Origin of the sequence: Paenibacillus montaniterrae (genome assembly GCF_018403185.1) — a bacterium.
Classification (GTDB): domain Bacteria; phylum Bacillota; class Bacilli; order Paenibacillales; family Paenibacillaceae; genus Pristimantibacillus; species Pristimantibacillus montaniterrae.
On sequence record NZ_BOSE01000003.1, the window covers coordinates 10,315 to 34,361 of the forward strand.

Below are 24,047 nucleotides of genomic sequence, written 5' to 3' on the forward strand. Positions count from 1 at the left end.
ATGAGAATTTGCATAATTGCTGAAGGCTCCTATCCGTATGTAACGGGTGGGGTCTCCAGCTGGATTCATGAAATTGCGACACAGATGCAAGAGCATGAATTTGTTATTTTTACAATTGCTGCGCAGCGTTCACAGCAGGGGAAGTTCAAGTATGAGCTTCCTCCCAATGTCGTGGAAGTAAAGGAAACGTTCCTCGACTCCTACTTGACAGAGGAAGGAAAGTGGGGCAGACGATTCAAGCTTGAAGAAACCGACCGTGAAAACTTGCTGCGGTTGCTGGGCGATAGCGGGACAATTGAATGGGAGCGCTTGTTTACTTTGTTGCGCCGCAAGCAATATACGCGAGTTTCCGATTTTCTGCAGAGCAAGGATTTTTATGATGTGCTGCAGGAGCTATGCATGAAGTGCTACCCGCTTGTGCCATACACTGAAATGTTTTGGACGGTGCGCTCGATGATTTTGCCGCTGTTTCTTACGATTCGCGAGGAAATCCCTGCAGCTGATTTGTACCATAGCGTATCTACCGGCTATGCCGGCGTCGTCGGGGCGCTTGCCAAAATTTTATACAATAAGCCGTATTTGTTGACGGAGCATGGCATTTATTCGCGTGAGCGAGAGGAAGAAATTATTAAGGCGGATTGGGTAAAGGGCTATTTCAAGGATTTGTGGATTCAATATTTTTACCGTTTATCGAGCTGTGCCTACGACCATGCCGACCAGGTCACGACGCTGTTTAATCGCAATCGTGAAATCGAGATCGAGCTGGGCTGCGAAGCCAACAAAATTCAAATCATTCCGAACGGCGTTAATATTGCCAAGTATGAGCAGCTGGATCGAGAGAAGCCTGCTCAGCAGCTTTTTGTTGGTGCGATCATTCGCGTCGTGCCGATTAAAGATATTAAAACGATGCTGCAAAGCTTCGCGCTAGTTAAGGAAGAAATACCGGATGCTGTTTTCTATGTGATGGGCTCCTACGAGGAAGATGAAGAATATTACGAGGAGTGCATAAGGCTCGTAAGCTCGCTGCAGCTGAAGGACGTTATCTTTACTGGCGCTGTCAACATTATGGAGTATGTCGGTAAAATGGATATTTTGCTGCTCACCAGCATCAGTGAAGGGCAGCCGCTTGCGATGCTGGAAGGAATGGCCGCAGGCAAGCCGTATGTTGCGACGAATGTCGGAAGCTGCAAGGAGCTGCTGGAAGGGCTGGATGACGGAATCGGACCGGCCGGCATAGTTGTGCCTGTCATGCACGTCGAGCAAATCGCTCAGGCTGTAATCAAGCTGGCTAACAGCAAGCGGCTTAGAGAGCAGTATGGCGAAAATGCTTATCAGCGTGTAAGTCGATATTATCGGCATGAGGACGTCATCTCTAATTATCGCAAACTATATTTGGAATTGGGGGGCAAGGCAAATGGCAGGGATAGGATTCGAGCTTAGGAAGCTCTTTCGCAAGGAAGGTCTGCTGAATAATTTGCGAGCCTATGCATATTCCTCCATGACGACGGTCGGACCCATGATTTTATGCATGTCTTTAATTATTATTTTGCAATATTTAATGTCGCGGTACGACGGAAGCTACATGGATTGGGAGCTGTATATTGCTACGGTATCGTATTGTTTTATTTTTTCGATTGTTATTACCTCAGGCATCTCGTTATTGATTACGCGCTACGTATCGGATTGCCTGTATACGAAGGATTATCGCAAGCTGATGTCATCCTATTATGGGGTGTTAAGTCTTATCATTCCGCTTGCTTCAATTGTATCTGTTCTGTTTTTAAGTCAGGTTCAGGCGGGGCTTGCCTATAAGTTCAGCGCTTATTTCTTCTTTATATTTCTAGTTATTATCTGGATTCAGGGCGTTTACTTGTCTGCGTTGAAGGACTATGTGCGAATTGCGCGCAGCTTCTTTATAGGTGCGCTTTCGACGGTACTGGTAGCCTGGGTGCTGATGAAGTTTTTCGAGGTATCAACGCTGCTCAGCTCATTTATCGGGCTGGATGTCGGCTTTTTCATCATTTGCCTGCTGACAGGACTTCATTTTCAGCAAAAATTTCCTAAGGCTGATCCAAGTGTCTACTATGAGTTTTTGCAATACTTCAAGAAGTTTCCGGCGATGTTCTTTAGCGGCTGCTTGATTTATTCCGGTATTTATTTGCACAACTTTGTCTATTGGTTTAGCGACAACGGTTATGTAATCGGCGACGCCTTTCGTGTTTATATGTTTTATGATGTGCCTGTTTTCTACGCATTTTTATCGGTTATGCCGACGCTTGTTACATTTGTCGTGTCCGTGGAAACGTCGTTTTTCGAGAAGTTCCGCCATTATTACTTAAACGTGCTTAACGACGGCACGGTGCAGGATATTCAAAATGCCAAGAAGCAAATGCAGAAAACGTTGGTACGGGAAATTAGCTTTTTGATGGAAATACAACTATTATTTACAGTTCTTTCGATAGGAGTAGGAATTTTGCTATTACCGAAAATTGGATTTACGATGCAGCAGCTTGATTTGTTTATTATTTTGGCTCTGGCCTACTACTTGTTTATCATTTTGTTTTCTTTGGTTCATGTGCTTATGTACTTTGATGACCAAAAAGGCGTGTTCTTTGTTGGGCTGCTGTTCTTTGTGCTTAACATTGTCTGCACGATTGTTACGATGAAGCTTAATTATGACGGGCTCGGCATGTTCATCGCTTCGTTTGTTGCGCTGCTTGCTGTTATTGGCCGATTGCTCTATGTGCTGCGCAATATCGATTACTACACGTTCTGCGCTCAGCCAATTTACAAGAAAAATAGTGAGCCGAAAGGGAAAACGAAACGCTTCAAAACAAGCGTGGCGACGATGCTGCTCGTGATCAGCTTGCTTGCTACAGCGTGCAGCGATGTGTCTGACAACAGTCTGGAGGAATTAAAGGAAACTGGCAGCGCTGCGCTGGCGGGTGAGGTCAGCTACCGGCTTGTCGACGACAAGCGCTTATATGAGCGCGATCAGGACGATTCATTAAAGGCGCTTTATATTACGGTGCTGCCGAAGGAAGAGGAAGGCAACAGCTTTGACTGGTACCAGTTGAATCGCCAGGTCGACAAGGAGCTTGGTCAGGATCTTGAGGTCATTGTACAGGAAGGCTTGCCTGACGGAGCTGGCCCTAAAGCCGGGATGTTTGAATTTGACGCGTCGCAGGCCAATGCTTCGATTACAGTACGAGGCAATTCGGCTTGGGGACGTGTGCAAAAATCATATCGCTTGAAGCTGTACGATGATGCAGGGGTTTATATGGATCAGCGGACCTTGAATCTGAATAAGCATATCGACGATTTGTCGCGCTTGCGCAACAAGCTCAGCTTTGATTTGATGGAAACGATCCCTGATATGACGAGCTTGAGAACACAGTTTGTCCAGCTTTATGTCAAGGATCTTTCTAACGGCGAAAAGGATGCGCCTTATGTAGATTATGGCTTGTATACCCATGTAGAGCAGCCTAACAAAAAGTTTTTGAAGGCTCATTTGCTTGATCCAAACGGATATTTGTACAAAGTTAAATTTTTCGAGTTCTTCCGCTATCCGGATCAAATCAAATCTACTGACGATCCGACCTATGACGTCGCTAGATTTGAGGAGATTCTTGAAATAAAAGGGCGCGAGGAGCATGAAAAGCTGATTGAAATGCTTGAAGCTGTCAATGATTACAGTATTCCAATCGAGGAAACAATCGAAAAGTATTTTGATATGGACAACTTCTTGACATGGACGGCTGTGAATATTTTGATGGACAACATGGATACCGATGCCAACAACTTCTTCCTGTATTCGCCGCTTAATGTTGATAAGTGGTACTTCCTGCCTTGGGACTATGATGGCAGCTGGGAGCTGCAAAGAAATATGAACTTCATTCGTCCATATCAAGCGGGAATCAGCAACTACTGGGGAGTTAGCCTTCATAACCGCTACTTTAGAAACCAGGAAAATGTCGATAAGCTGACTGCAAAGATGGAAGAGCTGTATGAGCATTACATTAACGAAGAGACTCTCTCTGCACACATTGACAAATATCTCGGCATTGTTGAGCCTTTCGTAAGACGCATGCCGGATATTCAATATTTGCCTGATCATGTTTCGCAATATGAAGAGGATATCCAGCGCATTATTAATACGCCTAAAAATTCCATGGAGCGCTATTACGAGGATTTGGAAAAGCCTAAGCCATTTTATATGAATCCAGTAGTGGAGCGCGATGGAAGATTGTACTTCGATTGGGGCGTATCCTTTGACCTGCAGGATGATGATTTGACCTATCGCATAACGGTTGCCAGAGATAAGGAGCTGAAGGATATTGTCCATCAAAACATGGAGCTGAAGGATGTTTCCTACTCAATTCCGAAGCCTGAGCCTGGCCGCTATTTCTGGCTTGTTGATGTTGTTGATAGCAAAGGCAATCAGCAATACAATTTCGAAATCTATCTTGATCACGAAGGCGAAAAGTACTACGGCGTGAGAGATTTCGAGGTGAACTAGATGAGGCTAAGAGGAAAAAGATTGCGTACCGAGCAAAAGTATTATCTGCATATGCATGACTATTTGACGCTGCGTATGAAGGTATCACAGCTGCTGACGCTGGACCCGAATTCGGTTGATATTGACGGCTACAATATTCGCAGCCTTTATTTTGATGATCCGCGCAGAACGTCGCTTGAAACGAAAAACGATGGTGTTTTCAAGCGGCAAAAGTTTCGGATTCGCATTTATAATGGCGAAGATCGGCATATTGCATTGGAGCGCAAAAGCAAGATGGGCGATTTCGTTGCCAAGGAGTCTGTCCCGCTTAGTAGAGAGCAATATGAGCAAATCCTGCAGGGAGACTACAATAGTCTGTACGAAAGCGGAGATCCGCTGGCGCAGGATTTTTATGCGGCAATGACCTCTTACGGCTACTTGCCGACTACGATTGTTGACTATTGGCGTGAGGCGTATATTTTTCCGCAAGGCAATGTGCGTATTACATTCGACAAGCGTCTTGCCGTTGGCGCGAATCAGCTGGATTTATTCCATCCGGAGCTAATGCTGTCCGAGATTATAATGCCTGGTGTAACGATTATGGAGGTAAAGTTTGACGATGTGCTGCCTAATGTTGTCAGACAGCTCGTTACTCCAGCTAAAAATTTGCGCTCGAGCATTTCCAAATATGTATTATGTAAAGAAAAACATTTGCTGCTGCATACACAATAATGTGTAACGTAGAATAGTTTGGAGGATATGAATGACTACGTTTGAGGATATTATTAAGAAAAGTGTATTAACGCTGGAAAGCTTCAGAACGGTATCATACTATGATGTTATTGTTGGTTTAATTATTTCATTTGCTATCGGAATGTTTATTTATGCGATCTATCGCAAGACGTTCCGCGGAGTGGTGTACAGCTACAACTACAATGTGTCGTTCGTGCTGATGACGATGATTACGACGCTTGTTATTATGACGATCAGCACCAATATCGTGCTGTCGCTTGGTATGGTCGGCGCGCTCAGTATTGTGCGCTTCCGTACTGCTGTCAAGGATCCGCTTGATATCGTGTATATGTTTTGGGCGATTTCCGCCGGGATTGCAACGGGTGCTAAAATTTATCCGCTGGCGATTGGTGGCTCGCTTATTATCGGTCTCGTCATTTTCTGGATGAGCAGACGCAAAATTAAAGAAGAGGCTTTTCTGCTAATTATTCGTCATACTGATGAAGCAACGAACGAGCTGCGCCCTGAGCTGAAGAAGCTGCGCGGCAAGCTGAAATCGAAAAATGTGCGCAAAAACTATACTGAGGTCACCTATGAAATTAGACTGGTGGATGACAACACTGCGTTTTTGCAAACCTTAATTGATATTAAAGGAGTAAGTGACGCTTCATTGGTCAATTACACTGGAGATTACGCGCAATAACACGCACAATAGGAGAAAGCACTATAAATTGCATGACAACAAGCCCGAAGCTTGCAGCCGATCGTCTCGGCACAAGCATCGGGCTTGTTTGTTGATGATGAGCATGATTGTCTCGTTATTCCATGCTCGAGGATAGCGTATATTCGGGCGCAGCCGCAGGCAGAGACAAGGCGGCATGGTAAGGCAAGCTGAGTGCCGGGATGTCGAGAAACTGCTGAATCGATTTGGCGCATGCCCCTAACGTGCATGAGGTTCTCCCCAGCTCTGAAATATAGAGCCCGTGATAATGGCTGATTCGCGAGCGCAGGCCGGCTTTAATTTTATTCAGCGCATCCGGATAAATTCGCAGCAGTCCGCTATCCAGCACAACGACATCTGGATTATAGATGTTGATCACATTGTTCAGACCGATCGTTAAATAGTAAATGTATTGCTCCATCACGTCAGCAAGCCGCTGATCGCCTTGCTCAACCTGCTGCAGGATGAAGGTATAGTCCAGCTTCTGATCGGGGTAAAGCTTGGACAAAGCCTCGAAGACAATCGTTTCAGAGGCGTATTTTTCCCAGCAGCCTTGATTGCCGCACTCGCATGGCTTGCCTGCCGGAACAACGATCATATGGCCGATTTCGCCTGCAAAGCCGTCATGTCCGCTAAAATATTGATCGTTGACGATCATGCCCATTCCGATACCTGAATACAGCGATACAGAAATTAAATTTTTCGTAGGATGATGGACAAATACGCGCTCGGCATAAGCGCTAAGATTGGCGTTATTGTCAATATGAACCTCTACGCCAAGCGCCGCCTGCAAATCCTGCTTGAGCGGAGCCTGATGCCAGTCCAGGCGCGGTATGAAATGAATCATTTCATCAGAGGAGACAAGCCCATGCACGGAAATGACGATGCCGATCAAGCCGTAGCGCCGACCGTTGTACTGCTGCTGGTAGCTCGATATTTGCGCTATGAGCAGACGCAGCGTGTCCGCGTAATTCGTGCAGTCGCAGCGCATAACGTCAACGGAAACGGGGCTGCCCAGCAGGTCCGTTACGACAAAGGTCAGCTGATTTCTTTCCAAATCAATCCCGAGTGCATAGCCAGCCTCGGCATTTAGTGAAAGCATAGTCGGCTTGCGGCCGACCAGATTATATTCGATTTCCTTTTCAACGACGAGCTGCTCCTCAATTAAGTCGGCAACCTGAGCGGATATCGTCGCGCGGGTCAGCTTCGTAACCTTGGATAGATTGGCGCGGGAAATAGCTTCATGCTTTACAATTTCATTGATAATAAGCGAGCGATTGATCTTTTTAATGAGTGCTGCATCACCTGCTGCCATACCCAACCTCCTCCTTGAAGATGGCTGTCCTCGAAATTCTTAGACATGCCCTGGCATTTGCGCAAATTCATGCATCTGCAATGCGGAAAATAGTATTTGACAAAGCGCAATGGAATTGTTACCTTAAAACTATAATTAGTTTACCTACTAAACAAAATAGTATAACAACATCGAATCGAAGTCAAAATTTGTTTTTAATCACATAAGTGGGAGTGAATGACGCGATGGGAATTGTACAGGAGCTTTTGAAAAATATACCCGTGCCTAAGATGGCCAAGGTAAAGGTTAGCTTTGACAGAACGAGTATTGAGCATGTTGGTGCAGAGCTGAGCGCGAAGCTGGAGCAGGAAAAAATTAAGCGCCTGGTTAAGCCTGGAATGGAAATTGCAATTGCGGTCGGCAGTCGCGGACTCGATCGCTTGGTCGAAATTACGGCGACCACCGTTCAATTTTTAAAGGAAGCGGGAGCCAAGCCATTTATTGTGCCAAGCATGGGCAGTCATGGTGGTGCGACTGCTGAAGGGCAGCGCGAGGTGCTGGCGCATTTGGGCGTAACTGAGGAAAGCGTGCAGTGCGAAATTCGTTCCTCGATGGAGGTTGTCCAGCTTGGCACGCTGCCGAATGGCTTGCCTGTATATATCGACAAATTTGCTTCAGAAGCAGACGGCATCGTCGTCATTAACCGCATTAAGCCGCATACCGCCTTCCGCGGGCCGGTAGAAAGCGGCATTATGAAAATGATCAGCATTGGGCTGGGCAAGCAGCGCGGCGCAGAGGCTTGCCACCAGCTCGGATTTAAATATATGGCAGAAAATGTGCCGGCAATGGCTCATATGATTATGGACAAAAAGCCGCTGCTGTTTGGCGTAGCGAGCATTGAGAACGCCTTCGACAAGGTCGCACATCTTGAGGTGCTGACGAAGGAAGAGATCGTTGAGCAGGAGCCTGCGCTGCAAGAAAAGGCTAAAACACTGCTGCCCAAGCTGTTTTTCGATCAGATCGACGTGCTCGTCATTGACCAGATCGGCAAAAATATTAGCGGCGACGGGATGGACCCGAACATTACAGGACGCTATCCAACTCCATATGCGCATGGCGGCCCTGATGTCAACAAAATGTGCGTGCTTGATTTGACGCCGCAAACAGAAGGCAATGCCAACGGCGTAGGCACAGCGGATTTCACAACTCAGCGACTGGTTGACAAGATGGATTTGGAGGTTACTTATGCCAACGGCTTGACCTCAACGGTGTGCGCGCCGACGAAAATTGCTACGACGCTGCCGAATGATTTGCAATGCATTCAGGCTGCTGTTAAAACGTGCAACATTTTGGATTTTGAGCAGGTGAAGCTTGTTCGCATTCATAATACGTTGGAAATTAGCGAAATTGAAGTTTCAGAGGCGCTGCTTGACTACGTGAAGCAGCATCCGCAAATGGAAGTCGTTGAAGGACCGTATCCGATGAGCTTCGACGAGCAGGGCAATTTATTTTAGACAAACCATCGTCACCGAAGTCAGGCTTTTTGAACAACCGCTTAGATGATGATCGAAATTATAGCAGGGAGTGGAAGAGATGTCGCAGTTATTTGATTTAACAGGGAAAACGGTGCTAGCTTTCGGGGGGAACAGCACACTCGGCTCAGCCATTTGCGAGGGGCTTGCTGATCATGGGGCACAGCTGGCTATTATTGGCCGCAATCTGGAAAAGGCAGAAGCAGTAGCGCAGCATATTATTGCGCGCGGCGGCAAGGCCAAGGCGTTCAGTGCCGATGTCAGCTCGAAAGCATCGTTGCAGGCAGCTGCAAGTGAAATCGAGGCATGGAGCGGCGGCTGGGATATAATTCTGAATGCGCCTGGCAAAAACAGCTCTACGCCTTTCTTTGAGCTGGAGATGGAGGAGTGGGACGACATTATGGACGTCAACCTGAAGGGCGTCGTCTTAACCTGCCAAATATTCGTGAAAAAAATGATTGAGCAGCAGCGTCAAGGCAGCATCATTAATCTTTCATCAGTATCTTCAACTACGCCGCTTTCGCGCGTATTTACGTATTCTGCATCAAAAGCTGGCATTAATAGCGTAACACAATATTTGGCGCGAGAATTTGCACCGCACGGCATTCGCGTCAACGCGATCATCCCGGGCTTTTTCCCGGCGGAGCAAAACCGTAAAATTTTGAGCGAGGAGCGAATCGATTCGATAATGCGCCACACGCCAATGAACCGCTTCGGCACGCCAAACGAGCTGCAAGGCGCAGCGGTATTTTTGGCCTCTGACGCAGCGTCCAGCTTTGTTACGGGGGCGCTGATTAGAGTAGACGGAGGATTCGGCAGCATGACCATTTAGAGAGGTGGTTTAAAAAGCTGGACTTTGATGACGATGTAACGCTCTGTGGCGGATTCGACGGCGAATATCGAACGCTAGCGAAAACTGCGGTGCTCACGTAGCTAGTGCCTACGCTGCGCTCCTCGTTTTCTACTAGCGTCCGATCTTCTTGGTCCTGAAAGCCCAGCTTTTTAAACTTTCATTGAAAGATGTAGTTTAAATATAGCATTCATCGGGAGCCTGCGGTGCTCACGTACCAAAACCGTACGCTGCGCTCCTCATTCCCTAGCTTCATGCTATCTTCTTGGTCCTGAAAGCCGAATTTTTAAACTTTCATTGAAAGATGTAGTTTAAAACTGACATGGCCTGACGGCCACCGCTATGCATGAAAATGGTATGCGTTTGAATTCTATCCAACGCCCCTATACTAGGAATAGACAGGTCGCAGGTCGAAGCTTTTTTGGTGGGCTAGGAACCCCGAGTTTAAAACCGGCCGATTGCAACATGGAGAACCGCCGATTGTTGCTACAAGCACGTGTATAAAAATACACACTCATATGTTGCATGACCTGTATCCATTTACGAAATAGAGGTGTTAAGATGGATGCTATTTTAGAACGGTGTGCTGGGCTGGACGTGCACCAGGAATCCGTAGTAGCCTGCGTGTTGTCTGGTCCATTGGACAAACGACCACGTAAAGAAATTAAAACGTTCGGAACAACAACGAATGAGCTTCTAAACCTGTTGGATTGGCTAACTGATCGAGCATGTACGCATGTTGCGATGGAAAGTACAGGTGTGTATTGGAAGCCTGTTTGGAACATTCTTCAAGAATCATTTACGTTAGTATTGGCTAATGCGAAAAAAATCAAGAATGTTCCCGGACGCAAAACGGATGTGAAAGACTCCGAATGGATCGCTAAGCTGTTGCGATGCGGGTTAATTGAACCAAGTTTCGTCCCTCCAGAGGCTATAAGAGAGTTACGAGATTACACGCGGTACCGTCGTAAATTGATCGGTGACTCCACGGCAGAGAAGAACCGCATTCACAAGATATTACAGGATGCGAATATCAAGTTAACGACTTTCGTATCCGATGTGTTTGGCGCCTCTGGAAGACGTCTTTTGGATGCCGTTGTCAACGGAGAGGTACTTGAGCCAGAAACCGTCCGACGATTGGTCTTTACGAAACTCAAGAAGAAAGTCCCCAGCTTAATCGAAGCGTTGAACGGGCGGATACGCGCCCATCATCGCGCTATGATTCGAATGCATCTGGACCATCTTGACTATTTAGAGCAATGTATAGGCGAATTGGAACAACGTATTGACGAGCTTCTCTGCCCATACCAAGAGGAAATCCGTCTATTGATCACCATACCGGGCGTTCAAAAGGATACAGCGGCGAGTATCCTTGCGGAAATTGGAACCGATATGACCGTATTTCCTACAGAAGACCATCTGGCATCATGGGCAGGAGTAAGTCCAGGAAACCATGAAAGTGCAGGTCAAAAAAAAAGTTCAAAAACGAATAAAGGAAACAAAGGACTGAAATCAGCCCTTTGCCAAGCAGCATGGGCAGCAATGAAATCGAGAAAGACGCGACTTTCATCCTTTTATTACCGAATTGTGAAGCGACGAGGACCTAAAAAAGCGAATATGGCACTTGCCCATTTGTTGTTAAGGATTATTTACCACATGCTGATGAACCAGGTTCCTTACCACGAGTTAGGTTGGAATTATCAACAGAAACATGAACGAGACGTGGAATATTGGGTAAATAAAATGAAGGCATTAGGTTATCACGTTCAAATCCAGCCGATGGAAACCGCCTAAATTCGTATTCGTTATTTTTAAAAAATCAGGGAGCTGATTTAAGGGTAGTGGGTCTTTTTGTGTCATTTTCCAGAAAAATTATGACTTAAATCACGCTCAGACCTAAATTTTGAGCAAACAGCCATTTTCGTATAAAAAGTCCGAAGTTGATGACGATGCTGGGCGTTGTCGCATAGTCGGCGTCGAATATGTCACGCTACCGAAAGCTGCGGTGCTCACGTAGCAATTGCCTACGCTGCGCTCCTCGCTGCTACTTTCATGCAAGCTTCTTGGTCCTGGCTGCAAGAAGGCTCCAGCGGAGGAGCAAAGCATCCGGAAAACGAAGTGAGTCGCCTTTAACATCGCAATGCAACCTTAAAAATTCAAATAAGAGCATTGCGATTTAAAAAGCGACTGAAGGATGCTTTGCTCCGGAGCGCTGAAAAACGAAGTGAGTCGCCTTTAACATCGTAATGCAACCTTAAAAAATTCAAATAAAAGCATTACGATTTAAAAAGCGACTGAAGGATGCTTTGCTCCGGAGCGTTGACTGAAGGATGCTTTGCTCCGGAGCGCTAAAAAGTACAGGCTGTGTACGGATAGAAACGTCCACTGATGAATATATCAAGAGTGAATGATAACGTAAAATGTTAATGAAGGGACGTGAATAAGGGATGATGCTGGAGCACAAATATGAGGCATTGCAGCAAATTCTTCACGAGATGGGTTCTGTTGTTGTTGCATTTTCAGGAGGAGTTGACAGTACTTTTCTGCTGAAGGCGGCTGTCGATACGCTAGGTGCTGAACAGGTTCTTGCTGTAACGGCGGATTCTGAAACCTATCCTTCCAGTGAGCTGGAGGAAGCGAAGCTGCTGGCGGCACAGATCGGGGCACGTCATCAGGTGATTGAAACGTCTGAGCTGAATATTCCGGGCTATGCGGAAAATACGAAAAATCGCTGCTATTTCTGCAAGAGCAGCTTGTTCGATCAGCTGCTGCCGCTGCTGGAGCAGCAGGGCTTCGATAACATTGTTTATGGCGTAATTGCTGATGATCGCAATGAGCATCGTCCAGGCATGCAGGCAGCGAAGGAACGCGGTATTCGCGGACCATTGCTCGAGGCGGAGCTGTATAAGCAGGAAATTCGCGAGCTGTCTCAACGATTGGGCTTGCCGACCTGGGATAAGCCTTCCTTCGCCTGCTTGTCTTCGCGAATTGCGTACGGCGAGCGGATAACCAATGAGAAGCTTGGCAAAATTGAAAGAGCAGAAGCTTTTCTTAAGTCGCTGCAAATTCGTCAAGTACGAGTACGGACGCATGAGGGGATTGCCAGAATAGAGGTTGAGCCGCAGGATTTGCAAAAAGTTGTAGAGCATCACGAGGAAATTGTAAATGCGTTGCAGTCCTATGGCTATCAATATGTTACACTAGACTTATTAGGCTATAAAAGCGGCAGCATGAACAAAATGCTGAACATTTCATGAGTCACTTTTATTAAGTCGAACATTTTAAAGTAATGAAAAGGAAGCAACGAAGATGGCAAACTCATATATTCTTGGATTGGACTTGGGCACGACAAGTGCGAAGGCATGCTTGTTTGATTTGCAAGGGCACTTGATCGCGTCAGTTGAAGAAATGATCACCTCTCATTATCCGCAGCAAGGCTTGGTTGAGCAGGACCCGAAGCAAATTGAACAGCTTGCAGTGAAAGCGGTTCAAGCGACGCTGGAGCAGTCAAAAATTGACAAGACGCAGCTCATCGCGCTTTCGTTTTCAGCGGCAATGCATTCGCTTATTGCGCTTGATGCGCAAGGCGAGCCGCTTTCTCCTGCAATGATTTGGGCTGATGGGCGGGCAGCCTCACAGGTAGACGCGTTGGACAACGAGCTGAAGCAGGAGCTTTATGCAGAGACTGGCACGCCAGTGCATCCGATGACGCCGTTTACGAAGCTGCTGTGGATGAAGGAAACAGGCTACGAGCCATACAAACAAGCGGCATATTTTATGTCGATTAAGGAATATTTGATTTATGTCTGGAGCGGGGAGCGCGTCATTGATTATTCAATGGCGTCCGCTACTGGCATGTTCAGCCCGCGCGATCTGCGCTGGCATAAGCAAGCGCTTGAGCTGGCAGGTGTTGAAGAGGATCAGCTTTCGCGCATTGTGCCGCCAACGACCGTTTTACAGGCGATTAAGCCGGCAGCAGCGGCTGCAATGGGCATACGCGACGATTTGCCTGTCGTGGTCGGAGCGGCCGATGGACAGCTGGCTAATTTGGGAATTGGCGCGGTACTGCCTGGAGAAGTGGCTGTGTCGGTTGGCACAAGCGGAGCTATTAGACAGTTTACTAATGCGGTTACGGTGAGCGAGCAGCAGGAAACGTTCTGCTACGCCTTCACTGAGGACCAATTTATTGTTGGCGGACCTACAAATAACGGCGGCATCGTGCTGCAATGGCTGAAGGATTTGCTGCAGGACAAGCGTGGCTTTGCCCAATTTCTTGCAGATGCCGACACAGTCCCAGCCGGGGCGGACGGCTTGCTGTTTCTGCCGTATATTAACGGCGAGCGCGCGCCATTATGGGATCAGCGCGCCAAAGGCAATTTCTACGGCTTGTCGGTAACGCATCAAAAGCCGCATTTTATTCGCGCGGTGCTTGAAGGCATTACCTTTAATTTGTATCAGATTGGCAGCTCGTTGCAGACTAAGCAAGAGGGTACGCGGAAAATTTACGTAAATGGCGGCTTGTCGCGCTCACCTATTTGGCTGCAAATGATGGCTGATGTTTTCAATGCGGAAATTTATGTTTCGGAAAATCATCATGGAGCGGCTTGGGGAGCGGCCTGGACAGGGCTTGTTGCGCTAAAGCTTGTCCCATCGTTTGCGGAGATCAAGCACAATATTCCGATGAGCGAGCCGACGCTACCTAATGCTGAACGGGTACAAATTTACGCGGAATTATATCGGAATTATGAGCGGTTAGCTGCTACAGTTGCTCCATTATTCAAGAGCTGCTGAAGTTAAACGCGCTTATTTCGTATAAACTAGGGCGTGTCTGAGAACTCCGAGGCCAGCCCATTTTGCCGAATTTTCGTTCCATGCAAGGCGCGTTTGGGAAGGCGTACCGAGCGTACGTCAAGCAAACGGAACGAAGCAGGGGGCGAAAAGGCGGTGAAAGGGGCCACTGAGCGGGTTTTCAGACACGCCCTAGTGTTGATCCATTTTGATGGACTTGCATTGATTATGAAACAGGGGGGAGCAGCTTGCTTGATCATATTTTGCAGCAGGTACAGCAAGGACAACTAAGCATCGAGGAAGCAAAGCAGCGCCTGGCTGCATTTGACGATCTTGGCTTTGCGAAGGTGGATTACCACCGCAAAAAGCGGCAGGGCTTCCCTGAAATCGTGTTTGGCGAAGGGAAAACGGCTGAGCAAATTATTGCGATTGTTCGCTCGCTGCAAACCAGCACTGAACAACTGCTATGCACGCGCATGTCGGCGGATAAGGCACAGCAGGTGCAGCAGGCCATTCCCGAGCTGGAATACAATGAAACAGCACGTTTGCTCTACAAAAAAGCCGATCTTAGCGAGCAAGAGCAGCTGAAGGGCTACGTTGCCGTGCTCGCAGCAGGCACATCGGATCTTGCGGTGGCCGAGGAGGCTGCGATTACAGCAGAGGTGCTTGGCAGCAATGTGCGGCGCTTTTATGATGTAGGCGTAGCGGGCATTCACCGGCTGCTGCATCATGCGGAGGAAATCCAGCAAGCCGTCGTTTCTGTTGTAGTGGCAGGGATGGAAGGAGCGCTGCCGAGCGTTGTCGGCGGGCTGGTTGCACATCCGGTAATTGCTGTACCGACGAGCATTGGTTATGGAGCCAATTTTCAAGGCTTGTCCGCCTTGCTAACGATGCTTAATTCATGCGCATCGGGAATTAGTGTAGTCAACATAGATAACGGCTTTGGTGGAGGCTACAATGCAGCGCTTATCCATCGGCTTGCGAACAAAGGAGTTAGTGAAGCATGAATATACTATACTTGGATTGCATCTCTGGCATTAGCGGCGATATGTTTATTGGTGCGCTTATTGATGCTGGCGCTGATCCTGCTGTGCTGCAGCAAGGCTTGAAGCGGCTTCATATAGAGGATGAGTATGAGCTGGAATGGCGCAAGGTCATTAAAAATGGCATTACCGCTACCAAATTCGATGTTAAGCTGCATGCACACAGTCATGGACACGGACACAGTCACGAGCATGCACATAGTCATGGGCATGAGCATGCCCACGAGCACATGCACAGTCATGATCACGGACACGAGCATTCACACAGCCATGAGCATGATCACACGCACAGTCACGATCATGCCCACGAGCATGTACATAGTCATGCACATGAGCATACGCACAGTCACGATCATGAACACGGTCATGATCACACGCACAGCCACGGGCACACGCACAGTCATGACCACGGATACGAGCATATACACAGCCATGCACATGAGCATGTTCATGATCACACGCATAGTCACGAGCACAGCCACAATCATGATCACACGCACAGTCACGGGCACAGCCACGATCATGATCACACGCATAGCCACGGGCACACACACAGCCATGGGCATACGCATGATCATCATCACCGCTCCTATGCTGATATTGTGAAGCTGATCGAGGCTGCCGGGTTTAAAGACTCGATTGCGGAAACGGCGCTAAGCATTTTCCGCAAAATAGGCGAAGCTGAGGGCAAAATTCATGGCGTGCCGCTTGAGCGGGTTCATTTTCATGAGGTAGGCGCGGTCGATTCGATTATTGATATTGTAGGCGCGGCTATTTTACTAGATCATTTGCAGGTTGAAGCAGTGTATGCTTCGCGCATTCCAGTTGGCTCGGGCAAAATACGAATCGATCATGGCATTTACCCGGTGCCAGCTCCGGCAACGCTGGAAATTTTGAAAGGTGTGCCGCTTGAGCAATCCGCGATTCGCGCCGAGCTGACTACCCCTACAGGCGCAGCGATTGCAGCAGTGCTTGCCCAGCAATTTGGACCATTACCTTCTATGACTGTCAATCGTATTGGCTATGGAGCAGGGACAAAAAGCTTTGGCGAGCATCCTAATGTGCTGCGGGTTATGCTTGGTGAAATGTAACACTAAGCTGGCTCGACCAGCATAACGGTCACTGGCAGCACGCGACATGCAGCTCGTGTACGCATTACGACATTGGTAAAAGCAAGGAGTGGAGCAAGTTGAGGAATACACCGCCGCCGCATGAGCATATTGATACAGATATGATCAAGCTGGAAGTGAATCTGGATGATACAACGGGTGAGTGGCTCGGTTATGTGCTTGATCTGCTGTTTGAACATGGAGCCAATGATGTTTACTATACGCCGATTTACATGAAGAAAAACCGCCCGGGCGTCCTGCTGCAGGTGCTATGCTCAGTGGAGCTGCTTGATAAGATGAAGGAGCTCATTTTTCGCGAGACGACGACGCTTGGTATTCGCTATTACCCGCTAACGGTGCACCGCCTGGAGCGAAGCTTCATCAAGGTCGCAACCGAGCTGGGAGAGGTTACAGTGAAAATCGGCAGCTATCAGGGGCAAGTGATGCAATGGGCGCCGGAATATGAAGAATGCAAGCGTCTTGCCCAGCAGCATCAGCTTCCGCTTAAAGCAGTGTATGATGCGGTGCGGCGAGCGCAAGGCAATAATCGCCTATAGCAACCCCCTAAGGATAGCATGCCCATAAAGAGAGCAAGCCTGTAAGAATTTAAGCTTATAAGAAACAAGAAGCCGCCTCCACTGGACTGTGTTTACAGACACGTTTCCAGGGAGGCGGCTTTTTGCTATGCAAAAGAAATTGCCTAGCGAGCTTTAATGTCCAACTGTAGTTGTCGAATTAGGGTTAACCAGGGCATGCTTTTCCCAGCCGCGACTTTTCCAGCGAAGCGACATTATGACCGCACGCGCCCACTCATCGGCCGCGATTGCCAGCCATACGCCTGCCAGCCCCATTTCCAGCTGGAAAACTAGCAAATAGCCGAGCGGCAAGCTCATGCCGACCATCGTAAACATCCCGACCCAAAGCGGGAATTTGGCATCGCCTGAGGCGCGCAGCGAGTTTACGATAATAATGTTGATGGTACGCCCTGACTCGAGCACAAGGCTCAGCAGCAAAACACTGGCGCCAATTGCGATCACATCGGGATCGTCGGTAAAGATCGACATAAGCGGAACACGGAACAAGGTTACGATTGCGATCATAATCAGTGAAATGATCGAAGCCGATTTAACACTGCTCCATACGCGGCGATATGCTTGATCCGGCTTGCCTGCACCAACCAGCCGTCCAATAATGATCGAAGTACCGATGCCGACTGCCATCGCAAACATATAAATAAACATGGAAATGTTGTTGGCGTAGGTCCGCGCTGCCAATGCCGCTTCGCCCAAATAGGTAACGTAGAATAGAAACACCATTTGGCAGGAATGATACATAACCTGCTCGAGAGCGGATGGAATTCCGATCTTCAAAATGTTTTTAATATACGTTTTGGACAGTGTGAAATAATGCTTCCACTCAATGCGCACCTCCATAATGCGATAGAGCAGCCAGAAAAATACGATAATCGCAATAAAGCGGCTAAGCACCGAGGAAATCGCCGCGCCTTGGGTGCCAAGCTGTGGCATGCCAAAGTGACCGAAAATTAGCGCATAGTTTCCGACAATATGGATAATATTCATACCTAGCGAAACGAACATCGCTTGCTTGGTATAGCCGTGAACGCGAATGATTGCTGCAAGTGAGTTAATAATCGCCTGCAGGAAAATCGCGCCGCCAACGATCGCGAGATAGCTGTGCGCATGCTCCAGCACTTCGCCTTGCAAATTCATCATCATCAGCAGGTGCTTGCCGGTGACAAGGAAGGTGGCGCTAAGAATAAGGCCGACGATCAAGTTTAGCGTAACCGCCAGCGCCGATATGCGTGACGCCTCCAGCAGCTTGCGCGAGCCGAGATATTGGGCTACGACGATCGAAGCACCATTACCGATGACCTCCATAATAAGAATCGCAATATGAAGAAAAGAGTTGGCTGCACCAACTCCAGACACGGCATTATCCGAAATCTCGCTCAGCATAAAGGTATCGACGATACCCATTAGCATAAATAAAAAGACTTCTAAAAAAATAGGCCAAGTTAGCTTGAATAAGTTGAATTCATGAGCACCTTTGCCAGTCTCGGTTTGTTCAATAGATGCATTAGTTGACATGTGCTTCCCTTTCTTTCTGTAGACAAATAAACCAAGACGTATCGTAGCACATTTACATATGAATTTCATTAGTTTTTCTTTGGATTTACGAAAAAAATATTTTAGATGTAAAATTTCTTTGCTATTGCTGGTGTTGCAGCATTTGGAAGCTTATGTGAATATTTTTAGGCCCGCCCATTTAATGACGAAATGACGTATTGACGACATAAAATGAAACCAATATACTTATATACATGACTATATAACCATATATGTGTTGCAGCATATACTGGAGGTGACTCAACAATAATGTCCGGATTTGATGATACGAAACCGATTTATTTGCAAATTAAGGAACGGATTGAGGAGCAAATTGTTAGTGATCAATTGAAGGAAGAGGAGCAGATACCTTCTACAACTCAGTTCGTCAATTTTTATAAGATCAATCATCTGACGGTTTCTAAGGGAATTCATTTGCTGGTCGAGGATGGCACGATCTATAAGAAGAGGGGTGTCGGGATGTTCGTAGCAAAGGGTGCAAAGGCAAGGCTGCTGTTTCGGCGTAAGGAATCATTTGTTGCGCAGTATATAGAACCGCTGCTCAAGGAAGCTGATCATTTGGGCATGACGGTTGAGGAGTTGGTGCAGTTGATTATCGCAAGAAAGGAAAGGGATCATACATGAGTTTTGATATCGAGATTAGCAAGGTCAATGTACAGTACAGTTCGACGAAAGCGCTGGATCATATTGATTTGCGGCTGCAATATGGCAAAATTTATGGCTTGCTTGGCAGAAATGGAGCAGGGAAAACAACGCTGCTGTCCATCCTTGGTTCATTTATGGAGCCAACCTCCGGCACAGTTCGCTTAGGCGGGCGGCAAATCTTTGAACAAAGAGAGGTTATGCAGCATGTAATCTTTGTTTATGATGCCGACTATAAGGAAGAAACGGAAAAGGTGCAGGATATGCTGGAGGCTGTCGAGCATTATCGTCCCCATTTTGACCGTGAATATGCAGATTATTTGGCTGAACGCTTTAAGCTGCCGCTGCAAAAGAAAATGAAGGAGCTGTCCAAAGGCCAGCAGTCCGCAGTCAATATCACAATGGGCTTGGCGAGCCGTTCGCCAGTTACGATTTTTGACGAGGCGTATTTGGGTATGGACGCGCCATCCAGAGATATTTTTTATAGAGAGCTGCTTGAAGACCATGCGCAGCACCCGCGCACCATTATATTGTCTACGCATCATGTATCGGAGGTTGAGCATCTCTTCGAAGAGGTGATTATGCTTCATGAAGGAAGATTGCTCATTCATGCGCCGATCGATCAGCTGCTGGAAAGAGGAGCAGCAGTTACGGGCGCAGCGCAGGACGTAGACAGCTTTGTCAAGGAGATGAAGGTGCTGCATACGGAGCAATTGGGTGGTACGAAGCAGGCAATGGTGTTCGGCAATCTTGGGGAAGCTCAGCGCCAAGCGGCAAAGCAGGCAGGGCTTGAGCTTGGCATTGTTTCGCTGCAGCAGCTGTTTATTCATATGACAGAGGAGGAGAATGTGAATGAAGTCCGCTAATTCATTTCGCAAGATTGGAATGGACCTGACACTGGCCCAGCTATCTTGGGCCGTTTGGTTTGGCGCTTTTGCATTAGCTGCTTACATTGTCTTTCCGTTGATTGGGATTAATATTGAATCGAACAATAAATTGGGGCAGCTGTTTTCCAACGTTTTAAGCGGCAGCTGGGACAAAGAGTCCTTCAACATCGACAACAGTGGCTTTATCGCCTTTATCGCAAATCCATCAAAAATTTTTATGCTGGTATGCGGCATTTTGTCCGTGCCGAGCTTCCTTACCTTTTTCGTAAAGCAAGGCTTGACGCGCAAGGACTACTTCTATGGAGCGGCAGTCTCATCGGTTGCAGTAGCGTTTGTTTTGGCTATTGTGTCAGGCGTAGTTTTTCTAATTGAGCAGCTTATATTTGCCCCTGAGCTGCAGCTGGATTACGCATGGCCTATCGCTATTGTGGTATACGGCTTGAACATTTTAGCTTATTACGCTGCGGGCTGGTTAATTGGAGCAGGCTTTTACCGCTTTAGCTTTGGCGGATTATTGTTTATTCTGCTAGCTATTTTGCTGGCGATCGCAGTTGAGGTTATGTGGGAAATGCCGCTGAGTGATACGTTGAAGCTTGCTCAGGTATGGTCAGGCCTGGTGTCGATTTTGGCAACGGCTGTGCTCATTGGCGCTTCCTTTACTGTCGTTCGCATTATGACGAAACGGATTCGCATCAAATTAAAATAAATCAAAAGCGTATTGCTAAGCCCGATGCTGCGACGATGACAGATTAGGTTTGGCAATACGCTTTTTAATGCTTCGCGTTAGCTAGCACGCTAATTTATGGCAGCTCAGCTTTACCGAATTAGCGTTAACGATAGGCAGCAGCATTTTCTTGCTTTCCGGCTTCTACGACCTCGATCAAATAAGCGAAGCAGTTCGGCTTCGAGCCATCGATATCGGTAAAGCCATAAATTTGCGCCAGCTCTCCGCTTGATAACGATTGTCCGTTCCAGCGTGCTTTATTGTCATCCTGCGCCAGTGCAGCTACCGCTCGCCCCACAAAATGCGGTGACTCTGAAATAAGAAAATGCGGATCCTTAGCCGCTCCATCCCGCCAGTTTTCCTCTGTAACACCGAAATGCTCCAGCATGATCTCAGAGCGAAGCCAGCCAGGCGTCAGCGCAACAGCACTGCATTGATAAGGCGCGAGCTCCTTAGCCAGTCCCCAGGCCATGCGGATCACAGATGTTTTGACTAAATCGTAATACAGCGACAGCCTGTAATGATCCTGATTGTAAGCTGCTGTTCCGTCGGTCATTTCCACGACTAATCCGTTTTTGTTGCGGATCACTAGCGGCAGCAAATAGTGGCTCGTAATGAGGTGGGTATCAATGGCGAGTCTCATCATGCGCAGTCCATTTTCCAGTGAATGCTGCCAGACTGGCACCTCCCATTCCACCAAATTTTCGCCACCCCAAATATCATTGACGAGAATGTCGAGCCTCCCTTGCTCGCGCTCAATTTTTTCAGCGAGCCCTTTTACTTGCTCGGGCTGCAAATGATCGACTTGCACGGGAATGCCTACGCCGCCTGCCTCATTAACCAGCTCAGCCGTTTCCTCAATCGTTTCCCGTCGTTGGTATTCTGAAAGCTGGCTGCGTGTCGTTCGGCCCGTTACATATACCGTGGCTCCTGCGGCACCCAATTCAACGGCAATGCCTCGTCCTGCACCTCTCGTTCCACCTGCTACTAACGCGATTTTTCCTTGCAATGGCTTGTTCATGTACCATTCCTCCTGGCATTTTTATTAATTAGCTTGAATACTTGTCTTATTGTAAACTATAAAGACGACACCCTTTGTCATATATTAAAAGCAACTGCCAATTATTTTGCAGAGAAAGAGGAATAATCATGCGTGCTGATCGTTTAATCAAAATTATATTGTCGCTGCAAAGCAAGGGGAAGCTGACAACGAAGCAGCTTGCCGAGGAGGTCGAAGTATCGCAACGAACGATTTTGCGCGATATGGATGCGTTAACGATGGCAGGAATACCTGTCGTGGCAGAGCGGGGAATTAACGGCGGCTGGAAGCTGATGGATCATTTCCGCAGCGCGATTGGCGATTTGCATTTGGAGGAGCTGAAGGCGCTGTTTATTGTGCCATCGGAAAGCATATTGGAGGCGCTGAATATAACAGCGAGCGGCACCACGATCCGCCAAAGCCTGCTTGCCAAGCTGCCGGCTGCCAGCAAGGGCGATGCGCAGCAATATTTCAACAAAATTTACATTGATACTGGCACGTGGAAGCCGACACGCGCTGCATCAACTGCGCTGCAGGATGTTCAGCTGGCGCTATGGGAAAATAGAAAGCTGGCAATTACGTATCAGAAAGCAAATGGGGACAGCTCGCAGCGAATCGTTTGTCCGCTTGGCCTTGTTGCCAAAGGCAGCACCTGGTATCTTGTCGCGCTAAATGAGCAGGGAGAGCATCGCAGCTTTAAAGTATCGCGTATTGCGCAAGCGGAGGTTCAAGCGGAAGCATTTACGCGGCCGGAAGCATTTAATTTGGGGGAGTATTGGAAGCAAAGCAAGCTTGATTTTGTGGAGTCGCTGCCTACTTTTGAGATTAGCGTGCTGGCGCATCGTTCGATCTTAAGCCGCATGAGCTTTACCGACAAATTTGTAAACCGGATGGAAATTTTGCAGGCCGAAGCAACCAATGATCCAATGGTGCATGTCGCACTGCGCTTTAACTCTGAGCAAGAGGCAGTGGAGTATGTGCTTGGCTTTGGCGGGATGATGAAGCTGCTTCAGCCAAGCTATCTGGTCGATCAAATTGTCGAGCAGGCCAGGCAAGCAATCGCGCAGTATGAGTAAAGCAGTATGCGTTCTGCAGCTCATTTGAAGAAATCAATCAGCCATTTCGTCAGCTGTTGCTGTGAGCCACTAATAAAGCGGTCGGCGTAGTACATCAGCTGCAGCTGACGCACGGGAGTGGCTCCTTTAATGGGAATCGACGTAATAGCAGGGTATTCATTTTTTTGTCTGAGCAGGCTGTCGGGTTGAATGGTTGCGCCGATGCCAGCAGACACCAGCTGCAGCAAGGAGTTGGCAGAGCTCGTTTCCATTACGGTAGTCAGCTCAAAGCCTTCCTGCTTGCATACCTTATCGACCAGATCGCGACCAAGAAAGCCTTGCGGGTACATGACCAGCGCATGCTGCTGCAGCTCTTGCAGCGTAATCGAATCTCTGCGGGCAAGCTCGCTGTCTGCCCGAACAAACAGGTGATAAGGCTCGGAACGCAGCGGAATTTGCACCAGTCGCGGGTCTGGCGGACCGGCTAATCCAATTCCCATATCGACCTTATAATTTAAAACCTCTTCTTGTACGTATATTGTAGAGATGGCTTGCAGCTGAATATCCGGATATTTTGCATTAAATTGCACGAATAGCGGGACGAGCTGAAAGTCAAGATCAGAGGGGAGCACCGCCAGTCGTACAGTACCTCGCTGCGCGGAAGCAAGCTCCTTAATAGCATTTTTTACATCGAGCTCGGCCTGGATCATTTTCATGCCATATTGCCGGAGCAGCCGCCCGGCCTCGGTTGCAACTACCTTTTTGCCAATTCGATCAAACAGCGGTATGCCGAATTCAGCTTCCAAAATGCGAATTTGCTGACTCAAGGTAGGCTGGGAAATGCCAAGTGCTTCAGCAGCTCTCGTAAAATGCAAATGCTCATATACCGCCATAAAATATTGGATGTTGCGTGTATCCATCGCAAGTAGCCTCCTATCATTGATTTGAAGATGATCAAGCTGTGGCTGTAATTAATAGTATTTTAC

At 47.8% G+C, this 24,047-nt stretch carries 20 protein-coding genes; 16 read left to right on the forward strand and 4 right to left on the reverse strand.

Features of this window, described 5'->3' with window-relative positions; translation table 11 throughout:
* From pelF to KJS52_RS09215, 4 genes are read left to right on the forward strand one after another with little or no spacing between them, the layout of a single operon-like run.
* The gene (pelF, locus tag KJS52_RS09200; RefSeq protein ID WP_213514482.1) at window positions 1-1,440 is read left to right on the forward strand and encodes a GT4 family glycosyltransferase PelF; all 1,440 of its coding nucleotides are present in this window, start codon (window positions 1-3) and stop codon (window positions 1,438-1,440) included.
* On the forward strand, window positions 1,415-4,519 hold the full coding sequence (pelG, locus tag KJS52_RS09205; protein WP_213514483.1) for an exopolysaccharide Pel transporter PelG: 3,105 nt from the start codon (window positions 1,415-1,417) through the stop codon (window positions 4,517-4,519). Before pelF ends, pelG begins: the two co-directional genes overlap by 26 nt.
* Window positions 4,520-5,230, forward strand: a complete 711-nt coding sequence (locus tag KJS52_RS09210; protein ID WP_213514484.1) for a polyphosphate polymerase domain-containing protein — start codon at window positions 4,520-4,522, stop codon at window positions 5,228-5,230.
* A 31-nt stretch (window positions 5,231-5,261) separates the two neighbouring features.
* Window positions 5,262-5,933: a DUF4956 domain-containing protein gene (locus KJS52_RS09215; RefSeq protein WP_213514485.1), complete on the forward strand. Its 672-nt coding sequence runs from the start codon at window positions 5,262-5,264 to the stop codon at window positions 5,931-5,933.
* Window positions 5,934-6,048: 115 nt separating this feature from the next.
* Here KJS52_RS09215 and KJS52_RS09220 read toward each other — a convergent pair whose 3' ends face one another.
* Window positions 6,049-7,266, reverse strand: coding sequence for an ROK family transcriptional regulator (locus tag KJS52_RS09220; protein WP_213514486.1), 1,218 nt, complete (start codon window positions 7,264-7,266; stop codon window positions 6,049-6,051).
* Between the two features lie 224 nt (window positions 7,267-7,490).
* Here KJS52_RS09220 and KJS52_RS09225 point away from each other — a divergent pair, with 224 nt between their 5' ends.
* The 8 genes from KJS52_RS09225 (at window position 7,491) to larC2 (ending at window position 17,124) form a co-directional block, all read left to right on the forward strand.
* Window positions 7,491-8,759, forward strand: a complete 1,269-nt coding sequence (locus KJS52_RS09225; protein WP_213514487.1) for a nickel pincer cofactor-dependent isomerase, group 22 — start codon at window positions 7,491-7,493, stop codon at window positions 8,757-8,759.
* 79 nt (window positions 8,760-8,838) lie between these two features.
* Window positions 8,839-9,609 (forward strand): SDR family oxidoreductase, encoded by a 771-nt coding sequence (locus KJS52_RS09230; protein ID WP_213514488.1) that lies wholly within the window; start codon window positions 8,839-8,841, stop codon window positions 9,607-9,609.
* Window positions 9,610-10,188: 579 nt separating this feature from the next.
* On the forward strand, window positions 10,189-11,421 hold the full coding sequence (locus KJS52_RS09235) for an IS110 family RNA-guided transposase (protein ID WP_213514489.1): 1,233 nt from the start codon (window positions 10,189-10,191) through the stop codon (window positions 11,419-11,421).
* Window positions 11,422-12,077: 656 nt separating this feature from the next.
* Window positions 12,078-12,884, forward strand: coding sequence for an ATP-dependent sacrificial sulfur transferase LarE (larE, locus tag KJS52_RS09240; RefSeq protein ID WP_213514490.1), 807 nt, complete (start codon window positions 12,078-12,080; stop codon window positions 12,882-12,884).
* Between the two features lie 52 nt (window positions 12,885-12,936).
* Complete coding sequence (locus tag KJS52_RS09245) at window positions 12,937-14,418, forward strand: gluconokinase (RefSeq protein ID WP_213514491.1); 1,482 nt, start codon at window positions 12,937-12,939, stop codon at window positions 14,416-14,418.
* Between the two features lie 245 nt (window positions 14,419-14,663).
* On the forward strand, window positions 14,664-15,422 hold the full coding sequence (gene larB, locus KJS52_RS09250; RefSeq protein ID WP_213514492.1) for a nickel pincer cofactor biosynthesis protein LarB: 759 nt from the start codon (window positions 14,664-14,666) through the stop codon (window positions 15,420-15,422).
* Window positions 15,419-16,549 carry a nickel pincer cofactor biosynthesis protein LarC gene (gene larC, locus KJS52_RS27685; protein ID WP_213514493.1) on the forward strand — a complete coding sequence of 377 codons (1,131 nt, stop codon included), beginning with the start codon at window positions 15,419-15,421 and terminating at the stop codon, window positions 16,547-16,549. Before larB ends, larC begins: the two co-directional genes overlap by 4 nt.
* A gap of 98 nt (window positions 16,550-16,647) precedes the next feature.
* Window positions 16,648-17,124 (forward strand): nickel pincer cofactor biosynthesis protein LarC2, encoded by a 477-nt coding sequence (gene larC2 / locus KJS52_RS27690; protein WP_213514494.1) that lies wholly within the window; start codon window positions 16,648-16,650, stop codon window positions 17,122-17,124.
* Window positions 17,125-17,277: 153 nt separating this feature from the next.
* On the opposite strand, the gene KJS52_RS09265 is transcribed toward larC2, so the two are convergent.
* Window positions 17,278-18,675, reverse strand: a complete 1,398-nt coding sequence (locus KJS52_RS09265; protein WP_213514495.1) for an MATE family efflux transporter — start codon at window positions 18,673-18,675, stop codon at window positions 17,278-17,280.
* 288 nt (window positions 18,676-18,963) lie between these two features.
* Here KJS52_RS09265 and KJS52_RS09270 point away from each other — a divergent pair, with 288 nt between their 5' ends.
* From KJS52_RS09270 to KJS52_RS09280, 3 genes are read left to right on the forward strand one after another with little or no spacing between them, the layout of a single operon-like run.
* Window positions 18,964-19,338: a GntR family transcriptional regulator gene (locus KJS52_RS09270; protein ID WP_373871354.1), complete on the forward strand. Its 375-nt coding sequence runs from the start codon at window positions 18,964-18,966 to the stop codon at window positions 19,336-19,338.
* Window positions 19,335-20,222, forward strand: a complete 888-nt coding sequence (locus KJS52_RS09275; RefSeq protein WP_213514496.1) for an ABC transporter ATP-binding protein — start codon at window positions 19,335-19,337, stop codon at window positions 20,220-20,222. The genes KJS52_RS09270 and KJS52_RS09275 overlap by 4 nt, the downstream gene beginning before the upstream one ends.
* The gene (locus KJS52_RS09280) at window positions 20,209-20,949 is read left to right on the forward strand and encodes a hypothetical protein (RefSeq protein ID WP_213514497.1); all 741 of its coding nucleotides are present in this window, start codon (window positions 20,209-20,211) and stop codon (window positions 20,947-20,949) included. The genes KJS52_RS09275 and KJS52_RS09280 overlap by 14 nt, the downstream gene beginning before the upstream one ends.
* A gap of 124 nt (window positions 20,950-21,073) precedes the next feature.
* Here KJS52_RS09280 and KJS52_RS09285 read toward each other — a convergent pair whose 3' ends face one another.
* Window positions 21,074-21,988: an SDR family oxidoreductase gene (locus KJS52_RS09285; protein WP_213514498.1), complete on the reverse strand. Its 915-nt coding sequence runs from the start codon at window positions 21,986-21,988 to the stop codon at window positions 21,074-21,076.
* 128 nt (window positions 21,989-22,116) lie between these two features.
* Between KJS52_RS09285 and KJS52_RS09290 the strand changes: the two genes are divergently transcribed.
* Window positions 22,117-23,082 (forward strand): helix-turn-helix transcriptional regulator, encoded by a 966-nt coding sequence (locus tag KJS52_RS09290; protein WP_213514499.1) that lies wholly within the window; start codon window positions 22,117-22,119, stop codon window positions 23,080-23,082.
* Between the two features lie 20 nt (window positions 23,083-23,102).
* On the opposite strand, the gene KJS52_RS09295 is transcribed toward KJS52_RS09290, so the two are convergent.
* Entirely contained in the window at window positions 23,103-23,981 is an 879-nt protein-coding gene (locus KJS52_RS09295) for a LysR family transcriptional regulator (RefSeq protein WP_213514500.1), read from the reverse strand.
* Between the last annotated feature and the right edge of the window lie 66 nt (window positions 23,982-24,047).